Raw genomic sequence first — 20,661 nt, 5'->3', positions numbered from 1 at the left:
GGGCGCTAGAAGAAGCGCGGATCGTCGAACACCCCGGAGGCGACGAGATAGACGTAGAAGTCGGCGAGCGCCACGCTGATCAGCGACGCCCAGGCCAGCTGCATGTGGCGGGCGTTGAGCCGGCCGACCGCACGCCAGGCCCGGTAGCGCACCGGATGCCTCGAGAAGTGCTTGAGCTTGCCGCCGACGATGTGCCGGCAGGAGTGGCAGGAGAGCGTGTACGCCCAGATCAGCCCGATGTTGACGAGGAACACCAGGGTGCCGAGGCCCATGTGGCCCCAGCGGTAGTGGGTGTCGCGGAAGGCCAGCACCGTGTCGTAGGTCAGCACGCCGGCGACGAGCAGCGCGGCGTAGAAGAAGTACCGGTGGACGTTCTGCAGGATCAGCGGGAAGCGGGTCTCGCCCGAGTACCGGCCGTGCGGTTCGGCGACCGCGCAGGCCGGCGGTGAGGCCCAGAAGCTGCGGTAGTACGCCTTGCGGTAGTAGTAGCAGGTCAGGCGGAAGCCCAGCGGGAAGATCAGGATGATGACCGCCGGGGAGATCGCCCACCAGCTGCCGAAGACGTCGGCGTTGGGGCCCATGCGCATGGTCCGGCAGTTCTCCGCCAGGCAGGGCGAGTAGAACGGCGAGACGTAGGGGGCCGCGTAGTAGCGGGCGTTCGCGAAGGCCCGCCAGGTCGAGTACGCGACGAAGGCCAGCAGGCCCGCGGCGGTGACCGCCGGTGCCAGCCACCAGCGGTCGGTCCGCAGGTGCCCGGCGGCGATCGCGGCGCGCGCCGGGGACCGGACGCCGCCGCGCGCGGGACGGGGGGCCGTGCCGGGAGGTTCCGTACCAGTGGCCACGTAAGGACTCCGGTCGGTCAGGGGGCGTGGCGGTCGCGGGCGCCGAGTCCCTCGTCGTCCGAGTCCGTCCACAGGGAGATGTCGTAGGGCGTGTCGGAGATGGTGACGAGGGCGGGGCGCTGGGCGGCGGCGGGGCTCCGGGTGGCCTCGCGCAGCAGGGCGACGCTCTCGCGCAGGTGGTCGGCGTCGGTGCGCACGCGGCGTATCTCCAGCGTGCCGCCGAGCTGGTGCTCCAGCCGGGCCACCGACCGCAGCAGGTCGTCGAGGGTGTGCTGTACGGACGTCAGGTCGTCGGACACGGACATGACGTGACCTCACTTCCACGGGCCGCGGGGGCCCTGGACGGCGACGTTCATGCGCCTGCGAGTGTCGCGCGTCACACCTGCCGGTGGGAAGGGATGTGCAGCGATCGGCGGATCGCGGCTTTCCCGCGCACGCTCGTACGCGCTCTGTGTGCGCCGGGGCGCATTGCTCCGCACGGGTGACCTTCCGGGCCCCCGCCGCCGTGTCGCCCCCGGCAGACGAACCCTTTCCTCTTCAGTGGGGCCATAGATCTGATCAGCTCCAAAATACCGCCAAACGTGAACAAGTAGTACGCAGACCAAGACAGCCCCACATATGTTCCGCCCGCCTCCCCACCTGTGCCGCCACCCGTGCCCACCGGCGGGAAGCGGCTCCCCGGAGGTAGCACAGATGTCGTACGACGGTGTCGGGCCCCGCGCGGTCATGCGCTCGGCCGCCTTCCTGGCCGCAGGCGCCCTCGCGGTGCCCCTGCTGGCCGGCTGCGGCTCCGACGACGAGGGCAGCAAGCCCCTGGCCGGACAGGACATCGCCCCCGCGGCCCGCGCCCAGGTCGCCGACGGGGGCACCCTGCGCTGGGCCGTGGACGCGATGCCGGAGACGCTGAACACCTTCCAGGCGGACGCGGACGCGGGCACCACCCGGATCGCCCAGGCCGTCCTGCCCGCCATGTTCCGCATCGACGCCGCCGGCCGCCCGCAGCGCGACGCCGACTACCTCGACTCCGCCCGGGTGGTGGAGACCGAGCCCAAGCAGGTCGTGGTCTACCGGCTCAGCCAGCAGGCCGTCTGGAGCGACGGCCGCCAGATCGGCGCCGCCGACTTCGCCGCCCAGTGGCGCGCCCTGTCCGGCAAGGACTCCGCGTACTGGACCGCGCGCAACGCCGGCTACGACCGCATCGAGAAGGTCGAGCGCGGCGCCAACGACCTGGAGGTCCGCGTCACCTTCGCCCGCCCCTACGCGGACTGGAAGTCGCTGTTCTCGCCGCTCTACCCCAAGGACGTCACCGGCACCGCGAACGACTTCAACGACGGCGCGCGCAAGAAGCTCAAGGTCAGCGCCGGTCCGTTCACCGTGCAGAAGATCGACACCAAGGAGAAGGACGTCGTCCTCGCCCGCAATCCGCGCTGGTGGGGCCACCCGGCCAAGCTGAACGAGATCGTGCTGCACGCGGTCGCGCGCGACAAGCGGGCCGCGGCGCTCGCCGACGGCACCGTGGACGTGGCCGACATCGACCCTGCCGACGCCGACCGGATCACCCTCGCCGACGGCGCCCACGGCAGCTCCCCCTTCCTCGGCGGCGGCGGGCGCACCGCGGCCAAGGCCCTGCGCTCCTGGGCGCTCGTGCACGGCTCCGACGAGAAGGCCGCCGGCCGCGAGCGCCGCGCCCTGGAGAAGGGCCGCGGCACGCTCACCACCTACCTGAAACAGCAGGAGGCGCTGCGCGGCGTGCGGGTGCGCAAGTCGCTGGAGCCCGCCTTCACCCAGCTCGCCCTGAACGGAGCGGGCGGCCCGCTCGCCGACGAACGCGTCCGGCACGCGGTGGCGCACGCCCTGAACCGCAAGGAACTCGCCGAGATCGTCCTCAAGCCGCTCGGTCTGCCCGCGACCCCCGTCGGCAGCCACCTCGCCCTGTCCGGCCAGGCCGACTACGCCGACAACAGCGACGCGCTCGGCGGCCAGGACACCGCCCAGGCCAAGGCGCTGCTCGCCGACGCCGGCTGGGTGCCGGGCCAGGGCAAGGAGCGGAAGAAGGGCGACAAGGCGGCCGGCGCCGAGGGCCACAAGGGCGCGAGCGGGTCGCCGGACGGCCCGGGCGAGGGCGACGGCACCTACATCGTCGGCGTGAACGACGACATCGAGGCCAACGGGGACGGCAAGGGCCGCGCGGACGGCGGTCACCGGGGGTCCGGCGGCGGGAGCGACCAGGAGAGCGGCAAGGACCACGCCGGGGACGGCAGCGGTTCCCGGCAGCTCGCCCAGGACGGCAGGCACTACGCCCGCGAACAGCTGACCCAGGGCGGTGCGCCGGGCGCGTACGCCCCCCGGGGCACGGCCGCGCCGGCCGGTGCCGTCGCCGGGCCGCTGGCCAAGGACGGCAAGCCGCTCACCCTCCGCTTCGTGCTGCCGTCCGGGCCCGGCTCCGAGACGCTGCGCAAGGTCGCCGACCGGATCACGGCCATGCTGGAGAAGGTCGGCATCGCCACCGACGTCACCAGGGTCCCCGACGACAGCTACTTCCGCGACCACATCGCCGCCGGCCAGTACGACCTCGCCCTGTACTCCTGGCCGGCCACCGCCTACCCGGCCACCGACGCCCGCCCGGTCTACGCCAAGCCCGTCCCGGCCGCCGACGGCTCGCTGAACGTCCAGCAGAACTACACCCGCGTCGGCACCGACCAGGTCGACCAGCTCTTCGCCGAGGCCGTCGCCACCCTGGACGAGGGCCGGCAGCGCGGTCTGGTCCGCAAGGCCGACGCGCGGATCTGGGCGAGCGCCGGGTCCATCCCCCTCTACCAGCGGCCCCAGCTCGTCGCGGTCCGCGACACCCTGGCCAACGTGGGCGCCTTCGGATTCCAGACGCCGGTCTACGAGGACATGGGATTCCTGCGCAAGGGGGCCGCCGGGGCCACGGCGAGCGCGTCGTCGTAGCCCGGCGCCGCCGCCGGGGCTCGAACGGGCCGGAACGCGGGCAGTGGCCGGGGCCCGGCGGGGGGCCGGGACCAGGGCCGCGGCCGGGTCCGGGGCCGGGGCCGAACGGCCCCGCAGGCCCCCGCGGCGGCGCACCCGTACCATGGGGTGAGGCCGTGGCGTGTTCAGCCCGGCAGGGCGCGCGTACCGAGGACGTACGCGCAGCCGTCCGCACACTCCGGGAGTACGCCTCAATATGGCCACGCGCCACGACATTCGAAACGTAGCCATCGTCGCTCACGTCGACCACGGCAAGACGACCATCGTCGACGGCATGCTGAAGCAGGCCGGTGCCTTCGCCGCCCACCAGCTCGACTCCGTCGACGACCGCATGATGGACTCGAACGACCTGGAGCGTGAGAAGGGCATCACGATCCTCGCCAAGAACACGGCGGTGAAGTACCACCCCAAGGACGGCGGGGACCCCATCACGATCAACATCATCGACACCCCCGGCCACGCCGACTTCGGCGGCGAGGTCGAGCGCGGTCTGTCGATGGTCGACGGTGTCGTGCTGCTGGTCGACGCCTCCGAGGGCCCGCTGCCGCAGACCCGCTTCGTGCTGCGCAAGGCGCTCCAGCAGCGCCTGCCCGTCATCCTGTGCATCAACAAGACGGACCGCCCGGACTCCAGGATCGACGAGGTCGTCAACGAGACGTACGACCTCTTCCTCGACCTGGACGCCGACGAGGAGCAGATCGAGTTCCCGATCGTCTACGCCTGCGGGCGTGACGGCGTCGCCTCGCTGACCAAGCCGGACAACGGCACGGTCCCGGCCGACTCCGACAGCCTGGAGCCGTTCTTCTCCACCATCCTGGAGCACATCCCGGCGCCGACCTACGACGAGGACCTGCCGCTGCAGGCCCACGTCACCAACCTGGACGCGGACAACTTCCTCGGCCGTATCGCGCTGCTGCGCGTGGAGCAGGGCGAGCTGCGCAAGGGCCAGACGGTCGCGTGGATCAAGCGCGACGGCTCCGTGCAGAACGTACGGATCTCCGAGCTGATGATGACCGAGGCGCTCACCCGCAAGCCCGCCGAGAAGGCCGGCCCCGGTGACATCTGCGCCGTCGCGGGCATCCCGGACATCATGATCGGCGAGACCCTCGCCGACCCGGAGAACCCGGTCCCGCTGCCGCTGATCACGGTCGACGAGCCCGCGATCTCCATGACCATCGGCACCAACACCTCCCCGCTGGTGGGCCGCGGCGGCACCGGCAAGGGCGCCGACGCGAAGGCGGCCGTCAAGGACCGCAAGGTCACCGCCCGCCAGGTCAAGGACCGCCTCGACCGCGAGCTCATCGGCAACGTCTCGCTGCGCGTGCTGGACACCGACCGCCCGGACGCCTGGGAGGTGCAGGGCCGCGGTGAGCTGGCGCTCGCCATCCTGGTGGAGACCATGCGCCGCGAGGGCTACGAGCTGACCGTGGGCAAGCCGCAGGTCGTCACCAAGGAGGTCGACGGCAAGACCTACGAGCCGGTCGAGCGCATGACGGTCGACGTGCCCGAGGAGCACATGGGCGCGGTCACGCAGCTCATGGGCGTGCGCAAGGGCCGCATGGACAACATGTCCAACCACGGCTCGGGCTGGGTCCGCATGGAGTTCGTGGTCCCCTCCCGCGGTCTGATCGGCTTCCGCACCGAGTTCCTGACCCAGACCCGTGGCACCGGCATCGGCCACTCCATCCACGAGGGCTTCGAGCCCTGGTTCGGCACGCTGACGACCCGTAACAACGGTTCGCTGGTCGCCGACCGCGCCGGCGCCGTCACCGCCTTCGCGATGACCAACCTGCAGGAGCGCGGCGTGCTCTTCGTGGAGCCGGGCACCGAGGTGTACGAGGGCATGATCGTCGGCGAGAACTCCCGCGCCGACGACATGGACGTCAACATCACCAAGGAGAAGAAGCTCACCAACATGCGGTCCTCGACGGCCGACGTGACCGAGTCGATCGTCCCGCCGCGCAAGCTCTCCCTGGAGCAGTCCCTGGAGTTCTGCCGCGACGACGAGTGCGTCGAGGTGACCCCGGAGGCGGTCCGCATCCGCAAGGTGAACCTGGACGCCCGCGAGCGCGCCCGCGCGGCCAGCAGGGCCAAGCACGGCTGAGTCCCGGCCGGCCCCTGAAGGCCGCGGGACACACAGCGCACCAGGGCCCGCCCGGCAGCACGCCGGGCGGGCCCGCGCGTTCTCCCGCGCGCCGCGGTGTCAGGTCCGTACAGGGTTTTCCCTACAACCGGGCATCAGCACGCTCGGTGACACCTGCACGGTTCGCGCCATTGTTAGAGTGACCGGAATCTACGGCTTGTCGGGTCCTCGTGCCGGTCTGTTCCGCGCACCGGCCCCGGACCGCCCTCCAGGCATGCTCGCGCCGCCGTCCAGCGCAACGGGTTTTTCCGGCCTCCTGTCCGCTATTCGGACAGTCGCGCCCGATAGTTGTGTAACAAGTCCGTTTCGCAGGGATCTTTCACCAAACCCTTTGTCCGGATTTTGGAAGAAGTACACGGCAGGTGTGATCGAACCGAGACCTGGAAGGTGTGGTTCGGTACGGTTCGGATGGCAGATAGTTAGGCGCGTAGAGCTCGGATCAACGGGTCACGCGCTGCTGGCGGCGCCGACTCACGAGCCAGGGGGCACCTGAGCATTTCAGGCACCGGTAACGGTGATGCGTCAAGTGCCCCTCCATGCGGTGAACCAATGGACTCATGAGGAGGAGCCCCATGCGTGGTGCCAAGAGCGCCAAGTGGGTTGCGATAGCCGCGGTTGTGGCGCTGGGTGCGACGGCCTGCGGTGGCGGCGGTGGCAAGGGCAGCGACAGCAAGGCCGCGGTCGACCCCAACGGAAAGTTCTCCGTCGAGGTGGGCGAGCCGCAGCACCCGCTGCAGCCGGCGAACACCATGGAGTCCAACGGCAGCATCGTCATCAAGTCGCTCTTCTCCGGGCTCGTCGACTACGACTCCAGCGGCAAGATCGTCATGGTCAACGCCCAGTCGGTCGACACCAAGGACAACAAGACCTTCACGGTCAAGCTGAAGCCGGGCTGGAAGTTCCACGACGGCACCCCGGTCACCTCCACGTCCTACGTCAAGGCGTGGAACTGGGCCGCCAACCCGGCCAACAAGCAGACCAACAGCGCCTGGTTCGCCGACATCCAGGGCTACGACGACGTCGCCCCGGCCAGCGGCAAGCCGAAGTCGGACAAGATGTCCGGCCTGAAGGTCGTCGACGACAACACCTTCACCATCACCCTGTCGAAGACGATCCCGTACTTCGTCTACAAGCTCGGCTACGAGGTCTTCGACCCGCTGCCGGAGTCCTTCTACAAGGACCCGACCGCCGCGGGCGAGCACCCGGTCGGCAACGGCCCCTACAAGTTCGTCAGCTGGAAGCACAAGCAGTCGATCGAGGTCGCCAAGTACGACGACTACAAGGGTCCGAACGCCGCCAAGAACGGCGGTGTGGTCTTCAAGAACTACGCCAAGCTCGAGACGGCGTACCAGGACCTCAAGTCCGGCAACCTCGACGTGATGCGCCAGGTCGCCCCGCGTGACCTGCCGGTCTACAAGCAGGACCTCGGCGACCGCGCGGTGGACGAGTCGTACTCGGCCATCCAGACCATCGCCGTGGCCTTCTACGCGCCGCAGTGGAAGAACGTCAACGTGAAGGTCCTCCAGGGCCTGTCGATGGCGATCGACCGCGACACCATCACCAAGACCGTCCTGCAGGGCACCCGTGAGCCGGCCACCGGCTGGGTCGCCAAGGGCGTCCTGGGCTACGAGCCGAACGCCGTCGGTGACATCACCAAGTACGACCCGGCCAAGGCCAAGCAGCTCATCCAGGAGGGTGGCGGCGTCCCGGGCAACAAGATCTCCATCCAGTACAACGCGGACGGCGGTCACAAGGAGTGGGTGGAGGCCGTCTGCGGCTCCATCACCAAGGCCACCGGCGTGGCGTGCACGGGCGACTCGAAGGCCGACTTCCAGGCCGACACCAACGCCCGTGACAACAAGCAGGTCAAGTCGCTCTACCGCTCCGGCTGGGTGCTCGACTACCCCTTCATCTCGAACTTCATCCGCGACCTGTTCGGCTCCAAGGCCGACGGCAACCAGGGTGGATTCAAGAGCAAGGAGGTCGACGACCTCATCGCCAAGGCGGACGCGGCCAAGACGCTGGACGAGTCGGAGAAGCTCTACCAGCAGATCGAGAAGCAGCTGCCGAACTACATGCCGAGCATCCCGCTCTGGTACTACAAGGTCAACGCGGGCTACTCGGAGAAGGTCACCGACGTCAAGTACAACCAGAGCGGTGACCCGATCCTGACCGGCGTTCAGGTCAAGAAGTAACCGCTGACGACGACAGCGCGTGCCGTGCCGCACCCTCCAGGGGTGCGGCACGGAAGCGGCCGACGAACGGCCGGGGGGCCCTTTTCGCCTCGTACGTACGGAATTCTTCGGGAAGCCGCTCGTACGGGGCGAAAAGGGCCTGCCGCTGTGACTGACATGGAGGCACCATGGGGCGCTATGTCGCACGACGACTGCTCCAGATGATCCCGGTCTTCATCGGGACAACCCTGCTGATCTTCCTGATGGTCTACGCTCTGCCCGGCGACCCCGTGCGCGGGCTCTTCGGGGACAAGGCCACCACACCGCAGGTGATCAACTCGCTGCGGCACCAGTACGGCCTCGACAAGCCGGTCCTGGTCCAGTACTGGGACTACATGCGGGGCATCATCCTGCACTTCGACTTCGGCGACCAGATCGCCAGTGGCCGCCCGGTCACCGACATCCTCGGTGAGGCCTTCCCGGTGACGCTGCGGCTCGCCGGTCTCGCCTTCGCCATCGAGGCCGTCGTCGGCATCGTGCTCGGCGTCATCGCCGGCATGCGCGCGGGCAAGGCCGCCGACACCGTCATCCTCTTCGTGACGCTGCTGCTGATCTCGGTGCCGGTCTTCGTGCTCGGCTACATCCTGCAGACCGTCTTCGCGATCAACCTGGGCTGGCTGGAGCCGTCCGTCACCGACGACACCGACCTCAACCAGTTCATCCTGCCCGCCATCGTGCTGGCCAGCGCGTCGCTCGCCTACGTGGCCCGGCTCAGCCGCACCTCGGTCGCCGAGAACCTGCGCGCCGACTACATGCGCACGGCCATCGCCAAGGGCCTGCCCAAGCGCCGGGTGATCGGTGTGCACCTGATGCGCAACTCGCTCATCCCGGTCGTCACCTTCCTCGGCACCGACCTCGGTGCCCTGATGGGCGGCGCGATCGTCACGGAGGGCATCTTCAACATCCACGGCGTGGGCGGCACGATCTACGACTCGATCGTGCGGCGAGAGGGCACCACACTCGTCGGCCTCGTCACCATCCTGGTCCTCGTGTACCTCTTCTGCAGCCTGATCGTCGACCTGCTCTACGCGGTTCTGGACCCGAGGATCCGTTATGCCTGAGCTGACCACTTCCGCTGACGAAGCCCCCAGCGCCGCCGCGACCGCCGCCGCGGGCGCCGAACTGCCGCAGCCCAAGGCGGAGAAGACCCGCAGCCTGTGGGGCGACGCCTGGCAGGACCTGCGCACCAACTGGGTGTTCATCGTCTCGGCGCTCCTCATCCTGCTGCTGCTGCTGATGGCCGCCTGGCCCGGCCTGTTCACCGGCGGCGACCCGAACAACAAGGACCTGGCCGGGCACTACCTGGCGCACCCGCAGTACGGGAAGGTCTTCTCGGTCGACTGGCTGGGCTACGACGCCCAGGGCCGCAGCGTGTACGTCCGCGCCATCTACGGCGCCCGCGCCTCGCTGCTGGTCGGCGGCGGGACCACCCTCGCGGTGACCCTGCTCGGCGGCCTGATCGGCATGGTCGCCGGTTACTTCGGCGGCTGGGTCGACGCGGTGCTGTCCCGGGTGACCGACATGTTCATGGGCATCCCGTTCCTGCTCGGCGCGCTGGTCCTGCTGAACGCCTTCACCGACCGGACGATCCCGGTCATCATCCTGGCGCTGGCCTTCCTCGGCTGGACGCAGACGGCCCGTGTCATGCGCGGTGCGGTCATCACCGTCAAGTCCACGGACTACGTGCAGGCCGCCAAGGCGCTCGGCGCCGGGACCAACCGCATCCTCTTCCGCCACGTGCTGCCCAACGCGGTGGCGCCGGTGATCGTCGTCGCCACCATCTCGCTCGGTGTCTACATCGGCGCCGAGGCCACACTGTCGTTCCTCGGCCTCGGCCTGAACGGCGCCTCGTGGGGCAACGACATCTCCGACGGCGGCAACTCGATCCGCGTGGCCCAGTGGATCATGCTCTATCCGTCGATCATGCTCAGCATCACGGTGCTGGCGTTCATCATGCTCGGTGAGGCCGTCCGCAACGCCCTCGACCCGAAGACGCGCTGAGGGAGGCGTACGTGACCACCATCGAAGAAGTCACCCCCGTGCCGTCGCCCCGCGACGGCGGGGCGGACGGCGGGCCACTGCTCGACGTGCGCGACCTGCACGTCGAGTTCCACACCCGCGAGGGTGTCGTGCGGGCCGTCAACGGCGTCAACTACAGCGTCAGCGCCGGTGAGACGCTCGCCGTGCTCGGCGAGTCCGGCTCCGGCAAGTCCGTGACCGCGCAGGCGATCATGGGCATCCTGGACATGCCGCCGGCGAAGATCCCCCAGGGCGAGATCCGCTTCCGCGGGCAGGACATGCTGACCATGTCCGCCGAGGAGCGCCGCAAGATCCGCGGCCGCCGGATCGCGATGATCTTCCAGGACGCGCTGTCCTCGCTGAACCCGGTGCTGACCGTCGGCTACCAGCTCGGCGAGATGTTCCGCGTCCACCAGGGCCTGTCCAAGAAGGACGCCAGGGCCAAGGCGATCGACCTGATGGACCGGGTCAAGATCCCGGCCGCCGCGGCGCGCGTCAGCGACTACCCGCACCAGTTCTCGGGCGGTATGCGCCAGCGCATCATGATCGCCATGGCGCTGGCCCTGGAACCGGACCTGATCATCGCCGACGAGCCGACCACGGCCCTCGACGTGACGGTCCAGGCCCAGGTGATGGACCTGCTCGCGGAGCTGCAGCGCGAGTACAACATGGGTCTGATCCTGATCACCCACGACCTCGGCGTCGTCGCCGACGTCGCGGACAAGATCGCGGTGATGTACGCGGGCCGCATCGTGGAGCAGGCGCCCGTGCACGAGCTGTACAAGCGCCCGGCGCACCCGTACACGCGGGGTCTGCTGGACTCGATCCCGCGCCTGGACCAGAAGGGCCAGGAGCTGTACGCGATCAAGGGCCTGCCGCCCAACCTGCTGCGCGTACCGACCGGCTGCGCTTTCAACCCGCGCTGCCCCAAGGCTCAGGACATCTGCCGTACGGAGATCCCGGAGCTGCTGGCGGTCACCGAGCGCGACGGCGGCGAGCTGCCGGGCCGCGCCTCGGCGTGCCACTTCTGGAAGGAGACGATCCATGGCTGAGCCGAGCAAGAACGGCGAGCAGCAGGACGCCACGCCGAACGTCTCCGAGGTGGACGTCGTCAAGGCGGGCACCGAGGACGAGGCGGTCGACGCCCTGGAGGCGCCCGTCCAGCGCGGCGAGCCGATCCTCCAGGTGCGCGGCCTGGTGAAGCACTTCCCGCTCACCCAGGGCATCTTGTTCAAGAAGCAGGTCGGCGCGGTCAAGGCCGTCGACGGCGTCTCCTTCGACCTGTACCAGGGCGAGACCCTGGGCATCGTGGGCGAGTCCGGCTGCGGCAAGTCCACGGTGGCCAAGCTCCTGATGAACCTGGAGCGGGCGACCGCGGGCGAGATCTTCTACAAGGGCCAGGACATCACCAAGCTGTCCGGGCGTGCGCTGAAGGCGGTCCGCCGCAACATCCAGATGGTGTTCCAGGACCCGTACACCTCGCTCAACCCGAGGATGACGGTCGGCGACATCATCGGTGAGCCCTTCGACATCCACCCCGAGGTGGCCCCGAAGGGCGACCGGCGCCGCAAGGTGCAGGAACTGCTGGACGTCGTCGGTCTCAACCCCGAGTACATCAACCGCTACCCGCACCAGTTCTCCGGCGGCCAGCGCCAGCGCATCGGCATCGCCCGCGGCCTCGCGCTCAACCCCGAGGTGATCATCTGCGACGAGCCGGTCTCCGCGCTCGACGTGTCGGTGCAGGCGCAGGTCATCAACCTGATGGAGCGGCTGCAGGACGAGTTCAACCTGTCGTACATCTTCATCGCGCACGACCTGTCGATCGTCCGGCACATCTCGGACCGCGTGGGCGTGATGTACCTGGGCAAGATGGCCGAGATCGGCACGGACGAGCAGATCTACGACCACCCGACGCACCCCTACACGCAGGCGCTGCTGTCGGCGGTCCCGGTGCCGGACCCGGACGCCCGCGACCACCGCGAGCGGATCATCCTCACCGGTGACGTGCCCTCCCCGGCCAACCCGCCCTCGGGCTGCCGCTTCCGCACCCGCTGCTGGAAGGCCCAGGACAAGTGCGCCGAGGAGGTCCCGCTGCTGGCGATCCCCGAGCGCTTCAAGGCCTCGGACACCCCGGCGGCGCACGAGTCGGCCTGCCACTTCGCCGAGGAGAAGGACGTCGTCCACGCGGCGTAGTCCCCACCGCGGCACCACCGCCGATGCCCGGCACCCCCACCAGGGTGCCGGGCATCGGCGTTCGCGGGTCCGGCGGGCGTGCATACGGCTGGAGTGGGGCCGTCGCCGGTGAGGCGTACGGGATATATGCGGCTTATGTGCTGATATGTGGGCGAGCCGTCGGCCGGACCGTGCCCCGTCCCGTACCCGAGGAGGCGCCCATGCGTGGAGGCACCCGCGTGCGGTGGGCCGGTGCGGCACTGGCGGCGGCCTCGCTGCCGCTGGCCGCGGGGTGCGGCAGCACGACGGGTGCCGGGGCCGGCGTCCTCAGCTCCTCCTGGGGCGACCCGCAGAACCCGCTGGAGCCCGCCAACACCAACGAGGTGCAGGGCGGCAAGGTCCTCGACATGGTCTTCCGCGGACTGAAGCGGTACAACCCGCGCACCGGCAAGGCCGAGAACATGCTCGCCGAGCGGATCGAGACGGCCGACTCGCAGAACTACACGATCACCGTCAGGCCCGGCTGGACGTTCAGCAACGGAGAACCCGTCACCGCGCGGTCCTTCGTCGACGCCTGGAACTACGGCGCGAGCCTGAAGAACAACCAGAAGAACGCGTACTTCTTCGGGTACATCGACGGCTACGACAAGGTCCACCCCGTCAGCGGCACACAGAGCGCCGACACGCTGAGCGGGCTGAAGGTCACCGGCCCGCGGACCTTCACCGTCCGGCTCAACCAGAAGTTCTCCACCTTCCCCGACACCCTCGGCTACGTCGCCTTCGCCCCGCTGCCCCGGTCCTTCTTCACCGACCACACGGCCTGGCTCGCCAAGCCCGTCGGCAACGGCCCGTACACCATCGAGTCCTACACCAAGGGCGCGCAGATGTACCTGAAGAAGCGGGACCGCTACCCGGGCCCGGACAAGGCGCTCAACGAGGGCGTGACCCTGCTCGTCTACACCGACAGCAACACCGCGTACACCGACGTCCTGGCCGGCAACCTCGACCTGGCCGACGACATCCCCGCCAGCCAGCTCAAGAACGTCACCAAGGACCTGGACGGCCGCTACATCAACACCCCGGCCGGCATCATCCAGACCCTCGCCTTCCCGTTCTACGACAAGGCGTGGAACACCGACGGCGCCCGCAAGGTCCGCACCGGCCTGTCCATGGCCATCAACCGGGAGCAGATCACCAAGACCCTCTTCCGCGGCACCCGTACCCCCGCCACCGACTGGACCTCACCGGTGCTCGGCACGGCCGGCGGCTTCCGGGCCGGGCTGTGCGGCAGGGCCTGCGCGTACGACCCCGCCGAGGCCAGGAGGCTGGTCGAGGAGGGCGGCGGGCTGCCCGGCGGCCAGGTGCGGATCACGTACAACGCGGACACGGGCTCGCACAAGGAGTGGGTGGACGCGGTGTGCAACTCCATCAACAACGCGCTCGGCAACGACCGCGCGTGCGTCGGCAACCCGGTCGGCACCTTCGCCGACTTCCGCAACCAGATCTCCGGGCACCGCATGCGGGGCCCCTTCCGGGCCGGCTGGCAGATGGACTACCCGCTCATCCAGAACTTCCTCCAGCCGCTGTACTACACCGACGCCTCCTCCAACGACGGCAAGTGGTCGAACCAGCAGTTCGACCGCCTCGTCGACCGGGCCAACGCGGAGACCGGCAAGGCGCAGGCCATCCGGCTCTTCCAGCAGGCCGAGGGTGTCGTCCGCGACAACATGGCGGCCATCCCGCTCTGGTACCAGAACGGCAGCGCCGGCTACTCGGAGCGGCTGCACCACGTGGCCCTCAACCCGTTCAGCGTGCCCGTCTACAACGAGATCAAGGTCGGCTGACCCGCCATGGGACGCTACGTCGTCAGACGCCTGCTCCAGATGATCCCCGTCTTCATCGGGGCCACCCTGCTCATCTTCGTCATGGTCAACGTGATGGGCGACCCCGTCGCCGGGCTGTGCGGCGAACGCGCCTGCGACACCGCCACCGCCACCCAGCTCAAGCGGGAGTTCGGCCTCGACAAGCCGCTGTGGCAGCAGTACGCGACCTACATGGCCAACGTCTTCACCGGCGACTTCGGCACCGCCTTCAACGGCCAGCCCGTCACCGAACTGATGGGCGCCGCCTTCCCGGTGACCATCCGGCTCACCATCGTCGCGATCGTCCTGGAGATCGTCATCGGCATCACCCTGGGCGTGGTGACCGGGCTGCGGCGCGGCCGGCCCGTCGACACCACCGTCCTGCTGCTCACCCTCGTCGTCATCTCCGTGCCCACCTTCGTCACCGGCCTGCTGCTGCAACTGCTGCTGGGCGTCACATGGGGCTGGATCCGCCCGTCCGTCCCGCCGGAGGCCTCCTTCGACGAACTGATCGTGCCCGGTCTGGTCCTCGCCTCCGTCTCCCTCGCCTACGTCACCCGGCTGACCCGCACCTCCATCGCCGAGAACCGGCGCGCCGACTACGTCCGCACCGCCGTCGCCAAGGGCCTGCCCCGCCGCCGCGTCGTCGTACGGCACCTGCTGCGCAACTCCCTCATCCCCGTGGTCACCTTCATCGGCACCGACATCGGCGCGCTGATGGGCGGCGCCATCGTCACCGAGCGCATCTTCAACATCCACGGCGTGGGCTACCAGCTCTACCAGGGCATCCTGCGGCAGAACACGCAGACCGTCGTCGGCTTCGTCACCGTCCTCGTGCTGGTCTTCCTCGTCGCCAACCTGCTCGTGGACCTGCTGTACGCCGTACTCGACCCGAGGATCCGCTATGCCTGAGCAGCCGCCGCAGCCGCAGCCGCAGCCCCACGAGCCCGAGGGCGCCGTCGCGGGGACCGGGACGGGCGGCGGGATGGACCTCGCGGCGAGCGAGGCGAGCACCCTGGTACCGGGGCCGGGCGGGGCGGCCGACGGCGCGGGCCCGGGGGAGCGGCCCCGCTCGCTGTGGTCCGACGCCTGGCGCGACCTGCGCCGCAACCCCGTCTTCCTGCTCTCCGCGCTGGTGATCTGCTTCCTGATCGTCATCGCGATCAGGCCTTCCCTGATCGCCCCCGGCAACCCCCTGTCCTGCGACCTGGCCCGGGCCCAGGACGGCTCCTCGCCCGGCCACCCCTTCGGATTCGACGGCCAGGGCTGCGACGTCTACACCCGCACCGTGCACGGCGCCCGCGCCTCCGTCACCGTCGGTGTCTGCGCCACCCTCGGCGTCGCCGTCCTCGGCTCCGTCCTCGGCGCCCTCGGCGGCTACTTCGGCGGGGCCTGGGACGCGGTCCTCTCCCGCGTCACCGACATCTTCTTCGCCATCCCCGTCGTCCTCGGCGGCCTGGTCCTGCTGTCCGTGGTCACCAGCAACACCGTCTGGCCCGTCGTCGGGTTCATCGTGCTGCTCGGCTGGCCGCAGATCTACCGCATCGCCCGCGGCTCCGTCATCACCGCCGGACAGCACGACTACGTGCAGGCCGCCCGCGCCCTCGGCGCCTCCGACACCCGGATCCTGCTGCGCCACATCGCGCCCAACGCCGTCGCCCCCGTGATCGTGGTCGCCACCATCGCCCTCGGCACGTACATCGCCCTGGAGGCCACCCTGTCCTACCTGGGGGTCGGGCTGAAACCGCCGAGCGTGTCCTGGGGCATCCAGATCTCCGCCGCCTCGCCCTACGTCCGCAACGCCCCGCACGCACTGCTGTGGCCCGCCGGCGCCCTGGCCGTCACCGTGCTGGCCTTCATCATGCTCGGCGACGCGGTCCGCGACGCCCTCGACCCCAAGCTGAGGTGACGGCGCGATGCTGCTCGAAGTCCGCGGCCTGCACGTGGAGTTCCGCACCCGTGACGGCGTCGCCCACGCCGTCAACGGCGTCACCTACGAGGTGGACGCGGGCCAGACCCTCGCCGTGCTCGGAGAGTCCGGCTCCGGCAAGTCCGTCACCGCGCAGGCCGTCATGGGCATCCTCGACATGCCGCCCGGCCGCATCACCGGCGGGGAGGTACTCTTCCGCGGCCGGGACCTGCTGAAACTGCCGGAGGACGAGCGGCGGCGGATCCGGGGCGCCGGGATCGCGATGATCTTCCAGGACGCGCTGTCCGCCCTCAACCCCGTGCTCACCGTCGGCGACCAGCTCGGCGAGATGTTCACCGTGCACCGGGGGATGTCCCGCAGGGACGCGCGGGCCAGGGCGGTCGAGCTGATGGACCGGGTGCGCATCCCGGCCGCCGCCCAGCGCGTGCGCGACTACCCGCACCAGTTCTCCGGCGGCATGCGCCAGCGCATCATGATCGCCATGGCGCTGGCCCTGGAACCGGACCTGATCATCGCCGACGAGCCGACCACGGCCCTCGACGTGACGGTCCAGGCCCAGGTGATGGACCTGCTCGCGGAACTGCAGCGCGAGTACGACATGGGACTCGTCCTGATCACCCACGACCTGGGCGTGGTGGCCGACGTCGCCGACCGGATCGCGGTGATGTACGCGGGCCGGATCGTGGAGACCGCCCCCGTCCACGACCTGTACAAGGCGCCCGCGCACCCCTACACGAAGGGCCTGCTGGACTCCATCCCGCGCCTGGACCACAAGGGCCGCGAGCTGTACGCCATCAAGGGCCTGCCGCCCAACCTCACGCGTATCCCCTCCGGCTGCGCCTTCCACCCGCGCTGCCCGATGGCCCGGGACGTGTGCCGCACGGACGTGCCACCGCTGTACCGGGTGGACGAACAGCGCGGTTCCGCCTGCCACTTCTGGAGGGAGTGCCTGGATGGCTGAGCCGCTGCTGGAGGCCGTGGGGCTGGTCAAGCACTATCCGCTCACCCGGGGCATCCTCTTCAGGAAGCAGATCGGCGCCGTCAGGGCGGTCGACGGCGTCGACTTCACCCTCGGCCGCGGCGAGACCCTGGGCATCGTGGGCGAGTCCGGCTGCGGCAAGTCCACGGTGGCCAAGCTGCTCTGCCACCTGGAACGGCCCACGGCCGGGCAGATCCGCTACCGCGGCGAGGACGTCACCAAGCTGTCCGGGCGTGCGCTGAAGGCGGTCCGCCGCAACGTCCAGATGGTGTTCCAGGACCCGTACACCTCGCTCAACCCGAGGATGACGGTCGGCGACATCATCGGTGAGCCCTTCGACATCCATCCCGAGGTGGCCCCGAAGGGCGACCGGCGCCGCAAGGTGCAGGAGCTGCTGGACGTCGTCGGTCTCAACCCCGAGTACGTCAACCGCTACCCGCACCAGTTCTCCGGCGGTCAGCGCCAGCGCATCGGCATCGCCCGCGGCCTCGCCCTGCGCCCGGAGGTCATCGTCGCCGACGAGCCGGTCTCCGCCCTCGACGTCTCCGTGCAGGCCCAGGTGATCAACCTGATGGAACGGCTCCAGGCGGAGTTCGACCTCTCCTATGTCTTCATCGCCCACGACCTGTCGATCGTCCGGCACATCTCCGACCGGGTCGCGGTCATGTATCTGGGCCGGATCGTGGAGACCGGCACGGACGAGCAGATCTACGACCACGCGACGCACCCGTACACGCAGGCGCTGCTGTCGGCGGTCCCGGTGCCGGACCCGGAGGCCCGCGAGCGCCGCGAGCGGATCATCCTCACCGGTGACGTGCCGTCCCCGGCGGACATCCCCTCCGGCTGCCGTTTCCGCACCCGCTGCTTCAAGGCCCGCGAGCGCTGCGCGCGGGAGGTGCCGCTGCTGGCCGTCCCCGCCGAGTTCCGCCACACGCCCGGCCCGGCCGCCCACGACTCGGCCTGCCACTTCGCGGCGGAGCGGAAGACCGTGCGCTGACACGCGGGCAACGCCGAGGAAACGGGGCCGATACGCGCGGACGGCAGGATGAGGCGGTACGGCCGTGCGGGTGCCGTTCGCGGGCCGGGTGCGCCCCGCCCCCTGCGGGGGAGCGGTGCGCACCCGGCCCGCCGGCGTGTCCCGGCCCGCCGGCGTGTCCCGGCCGGTCGCCGTGTCCGGGCCGTCGCCGTGCCGGCTCAGCCGCCGAGGCCGAGTGACCGCTTGAGGAAGTCCACCTGAAGCAGCAGCAGGTTCTCCGCGACCTGTTCCTGCGGGGTCATGTGGGTGACTCCCGACAGCGGCAGCACCTCGTGCGGCCGGCCGGCGGCGAGCAGCGCGGAGGAGAGCCGCAGGGCGTGCGCGACCACCACGTTGTCGTCGGCCAGACCGTGCACGATCATCAGCGGGCGGTGCGGCGCGGCGGGTGCGGACAGGGCGCCGTCCTCGGTGACGAGGGAGGACCGCTCGTACGGCCCCGGGTCCGCGGCCGGGTCGCCCAGGTACCGCTCGGTGTAGTGGGTGTCGTAGAGACGCCAGTCGGTGACCGGGGCGCCGGCGATGCCCGCGTGGAAGACGTCCGGGCGGCGCAGCACGGCGAGGGCGGAGAGGTAACCGCCGTAGGACCAGCCCCGGATCGCCACCCGGCCGAGGTCGAGCGGATGGGTCTTGGCGAGGTCCTGGAGCGCCTCGATCTGGTCGTCCAGGGTGACGGTGAAGTCGTGGTGGACCGCCTTCTCCCAGGCGGGCGAGCGGCCCGGGGTGCCGCGGCCGTCGGCGACGACCACGGCGAAGCCCTGGTCGGCGAACCACTGGGAGGTGAGGTACGCGTTGTGCGCGGCCAGCACCCGGGGGCCGTGCGGGCCGCCGTAGGGGTCGAGGAGGACGGGCAGGGGGGCGGCCGTGGCTGTGTCACGGGGGTAGTCCGTAGGCATAAGCACGGCGCACGGAATTCGGCGTGCGCCCCCCTCGGTGAGGGTCACGCGCGGGGTGATGCCGGGCACCTCGGCGTGCGAGGCGATGAACGCCACCTCCTCGCCGGCCCGCAGCACCCGCACCCGCGACCCCGGCCGGTCCAGGGTCGCCGACACCAGCACGGTCACGTCGCCCGCACGCACGGCCGTGTGCACGCCGGGCTCCTGGCTGACGCGCTCCACGCCCAGCTCGTTGACCCGGTACACGTGCGTCTCGCCGATCTCCGCCGCGGTGGCCTCCTCGCCCGCGGAGGCGGAGACGAGGACATCGCCCTCCGCGACGTCGAGTACCGCCCGGACGTGCAACTGAGCGCCGGTCAGCGGGCGTTCGCCGACCGCCAGGACCCGCGCGCCCCCCTCGTCCGCCAGGCGCACGAGCTGCCCGGAGGGGCTCCAGCACGGCACACCGGGGAAAAGATCAAGCCAATCTAGATCTTCGTCCGCGTGCACCATGCGGGTCGCGCCCGATTCCGCGTCCACGGCCAGGTACAGCTGGCTGCGCTGATCCCGCGCCTGCACCAGGAGCAGCGGCGCACCCGCCGCTGACCAGTGCACACTCGCCAGGTACGGGTAGCGGGCACGGTCCCAGGAGACCTCCGTGCGCGCCCCGTCCAGGCCGATCACGAACAACCGTACGTCGGCGTTGGGCGTGCCCGCGGCCGGGTACCGGACCTGTCGGGGTTCCCGCTCGGGCCGCGCCGGATCGGAGATCCACCACTGTTGCACCGGTGCGTCGTCCGCACGCGCCACGAGCAGCCGGTCCGACTGCGGTGCCCACCAAAAGCCCCGGTAGCGGTGCATCTCCTCGGCCGCGATGAACTCCGCGAGGCCGTAGGTGACGGTGCCGGACTCGGGCTCGGCGAGCGCCCGGTCGCCGTCGCCCTCGGCGCCGACCACCCGCAGCGCGCCGGCGGCGACGTAGGCGATGTGCCGCCCGTCCGGGGAGGGGCGCGGGTCGATCACCGGCCCGGATACAAGCAGTTCACGTGCCGTGCCCGCCCGCAGCTCGGCCGTGAACAGCCGGCCTGACAAGGCGAAGGACGCCAACTCCACGGCGCTGTCGGTGGCATAGCCCACGATGCCCGCACCGCCCTCACGGGTGCGCTCGCGGCGCGCGCGTTCCTCGGGCGAGAGGTTCTCCAGGGCGCCGCCGAGGAGGGCGCGCGGGTCCGCGGCCACGCGCTCCCGGCGTTCGGCCAGGTCGAGGACCCGCAGTGAACTGGCCCGGTCCGTACCGGAGTCGGAGCGCAGGAAAACGACACGGGAGGCGTCGGGTGCGACGGTGAAGGCGCGCGGTGCGCCGAGCGTGAACCGCTGGGTGCGTGCGTGCTGCCGGGGGAAGGAGACAGGCTCGGTCGTCATACCAAGACCATATTGGCCATGCGCCCCCTTGTGCGGCCGTGCGCCGAGCGATGCGCGCGTGCGGATAGTTATGATCGTTAGCGCATAGTGGGTATGAACCTGCTGACCGTTGCGTGGATTTATCTGCCCCCATAGTCCGACCCCCCGACACCCCCCGCG

Annotated in this window: 15 protein-coding genes; 12 read left to right on the top strand and 3 right to left on the bottom strand. The window is 70.2% G+C overall.

What is annotated here, in order from left to right; genetic code table 11:
• Positions 1-5 precede the first annotated feature (5 nt).
• Positions 6-842: a succinate dehydrogenase subunit SdhC gene (gene sdhC / locus AC6I72_RS11290; protein ID WP_498000658.1), complete on the bottom strand. Its 837-nt coding sequence runs from the start codon at positions 840-842 to the stop codon at positions 6-8.
• Between the two features lie 17 nt (positions 843-859).
• The gene (locus tag AC6I72_RS11285; RefSeq protein WP_037852185.1) at positions 860-1,147 is read right to left on the bottom strand and encodes an Rv0250c family protein; all 288 of its coding nucleotides are present in this window, start codon (positions 1,145-1,147) and stop codon (positions 860-862) included.
• 388 nt (positions 1,148-1,535) lie between these two features.
• Here AC6I72_RS11285 and AC6I72_RS11280 point away from each other — a divergent pair, with 388 nt between their 5' ends.
• From AC6I72_RS11280 to AC6I72_RS11225, 12 genes are all read left to right on the top strand, one after another.
• Positions 1,536-3,794 (top strand): ABC transporter family substrate-binding protein, encoded by a 2,259-nt coding sequence (locus AC6I72_RS11280; RefSeq protein ID WP_498000657.1) that lies wholly within the window; start codon positions 1,536-1,538, stop codon positions 3,792-3,794.
• Positions 3,795-4,029: 235 nt separating this feature from the next.
• Positions 4,030-5,937: a translational GTPase TypA gene (typA, locus tag AC6I72_RS11275; RefSeq protein ID WP_366726063.1), complete on the top strand. Its 1,908-nt coding sequence runs from the start codon at positions 4,030-4,032 to the stop codon at positions 5,935-5,937.
• Positions 5,938-6,548: 611 nt separating this feature from the next.
• Positions 6,549-8,171 (top strand): peptide ABC transporter substrate-binding protein, encoded by a 1,623-nt coding sequence (locus tag AC6I72_RS11270; RefSeq protein ID WP_498000656.1) that lies wholly within the window; start codon positions 6,549-6,551, stop codon positions 8,169-8,171.
• A 167-nt stretch (positions 8,172-8,338) separates the two neighbouring features.
• Positions 8,339-9,271 carry an ABC transporter permease gene (locus tag AC6I72_RS11265; RefSeq protein ID WP_037852178.1) on the top strand — a complete coding sequence of 311 codons (933 nt, stop codon included), beginning with the start codon at positions 8,339-8,341 and terminating at the stop codon, positions 9,269-9,271.
• Complete coding sequence (locus AC6I72_RS11260; RefSeq protein ID WP_037852175.1) at positions 9,264-10,211, top strand: ABC transporter permease; 948 nt, start codon at positions 9,264-9,266, stop codon at positions 10,209-10,211. The genes AC6I72_RS11265 and AC6I72_RS11260 overlap by 8 nt, the downstream gene beginning before the upstream one ends.
• An 11-nt stretch (positions 10,212-10,222) precedes the next feature.
• A complete protein-coding gene (locus AC6I72_RS11255) occupies positions 10,223-11,281 on the top strand; it encodes an ABC transporter ATP-binding protein (RefSeq protein WP_498000655.1) in 1,059 nt (352 codons plus the stop codon).
• A complete protein-coding gene (locus tag AC6I72_RS11250; RefSeq protein WP_498000654.1) occupies positions 11,274-12,422 on the top strand; it encodes an ABC transporter ATP-binding protein in 1,149 nt (382 codons plus the stop codon). The genes AC6I72_RS11255 and AC6I72_RS11250 overlap by 8 nt, the downstream gene beginning before the upstream one ends.
• Before the next feature lie 200 nt (positions 12,423-12,622).
• Positions 12,623-14,245, top strand: coding sequence for a peptide ABC transporter substrate-binding protein (locus AC6I72_RS11245; RefSeq protein WP_498000653.1), 1,623 nt, complete (start codon positions 12,623-12,625; stop codon positions 14,243-14,245).
• Positions 14,246-14,251: 6 nt separating this feature from the next.
• Complete coding sequence (locus tag AC6I72_RS11240; RefSeq protein ID WP_498000652.1) at positions 14,252-15,175, top strand: ABC transporter permease; 924 nt, start codon at positions 14,252-14,254, stop codon at positions 15,173-15,175.
• Positions 15,168-16,172, top strand: coding sequence for an ABC transporter permease (locus AC6I72_RS11235; RefSeq protein ID WP_498000651.1), 1,005 nt, complete (start codon positions 15,168-15,170; stop codon positions 16,170-16,172). Before AC6I72_RS11240 ends, AC6I72_RS11235 begins: the two co-directional genes overlap by 8 nt.
• Positions 16,173-16,179: 7 nt before the next feature.
• The gene (locus AC6I72_RS11230) at positions 16,180-17,154 is read left to right on the top strand and encodes an ABC transporter ATP-binding protein (protein ID WP_498000650.1); all 975 of its coding nucleotides are present in this window, start codon (positions 16,180-16,182) and stop codon (positions 17,152-17,154) included.
• Positions 17,147-18,169: an ABC transporter ATP-binding protein gene (locus AC6I72_RS11225; protein ID WP_498000649.1), complete on the top strand. Its 1,023-nt coding sequence runs from the start codon at positions 17,147-17,149 to the stop codon at positions 18,167-18,169. Before AC6I72_RS11230 ends, AC6I72_RS11225 begins: the two co-directional genes overlap by 8 nt.
• A 197-nt stretch (positions 18,170-18,366) precedes the next feature.
• Here AC6I72_RS11225 and AC6I72_RS11220 read toward each other — a convergent pair whose 3' ends face one another.
• On the bottom strand, positions 18,367-20,502 hold the full coding sequence (locus tag AC6I72_RS11220; RefSeq protein WP_498000648.1) for a S9 family peptidase: 2,136 nt from the start codon (positions 20,500-20,502) through the stop codon (positions 18,367-18,369).
• Positions 20,503-20,661 lie beyond the last annotated feature (159 nt).

Source organism: Streptomyces sp. Xyl84, assembly GCF_059731885.1.
This window is presented reverse-complemented; position numbering and strand designations above follow the sequence as displayed.

Bases quoted from the DNA above. Each gene is read 5' to 3' on its own strand.
- AC6I72_RS11250 (WP_498000654.1), top strand. From the start codon at position 11,274: ATGGCTGAGCCGAGCAAGAACGGCGAGCAGCAGGACGCCACGCCGAAC.
- AC6I72_RS11265 (WP_037852178.1), top strand. From the start codon at position 8,339: ATGGGGCGCTATGTCGCACGACGACTGCTCCAGATGATCCCGGTCTTC.
- AC6I72_RS11260 (WP_037852175.1), top strand. From the start codon at position 9,264: ATGCCTGAGCTGACCACTTCCGCTGACGAAGCCCCCAGCGCCGCCGCG.
- AC6I72_RS11220 (WP_498000648.1), bottom strand. From the start codon at position 20,502: ATGACGACCGAGCCTGTCTCCTTCCCCCGGCAGCACGCACGCACCCAG.
- AC6I72_RS11240 (WP_498000652.1), top strand. From the start codon at position 14,252: ATGGGACGCTACGTCGTCAGACGCCTGCTCCAGATGATCCCCGTCTTC.
- AC6I72_RS11230 (WP_498000650.1), top strand. From the start codon at position 16,180: ATGCTGCTCGAAGTCCGCGGCCTGCACGTGGAGTTCCGCACCCGTGAC.
- typA (WP_366726063.1), top strand. From the start codon at position 4,030: ATGGCCACGCGCCACGACATTCGAAACGTAGCCATCGTCGCTCACGTC.
- AC6I72_RS11235 (WP_498000651.1), top strand. From the start codon at position 15,168: ATGCCTGAGCAGCCGCCGCAGCCGCAGCCGCAGCCCCACGAGCCCGAG.
- AC6I72_RS11245 (WP_498000653.1), top strand. From the start codon at position 12,623: ATGCGTGGAGGCACCCGCGTGCGGTGGGCCGGTGCGGCACTGGCGGCG.
- AC6I72_RS11285 (WP_037852185.1), bottom strand. From the start codon at position 1,147: ATGTCCGTGTCCGACGACCTGACGTCCGTACAGCACACCCTCGACGAC.
- AC6I72_RS11270 (WP_498000656.1), top strand. From the start codon at position 6,549: ATGCGTGGTGCCAAGAGCGCCAAGTGGGTTGCGATAGCCGCGGTTGTG.
- AC6I72_RS11280 (WP_498000657.1), top strand. From the start codon at position 1,536: ATGTCGTACGACGGTGTCGGGCCCCGCGCGGTCATGCGCTCGGCCGCC.
- AC6I72_RS11225 (WP_498000649.1), top strand. From the start codon at position 17,147: ATGGCTGAGCCGCTGCTGGAGGCCGTGGGGCTGGTCAAGCACTATCCG.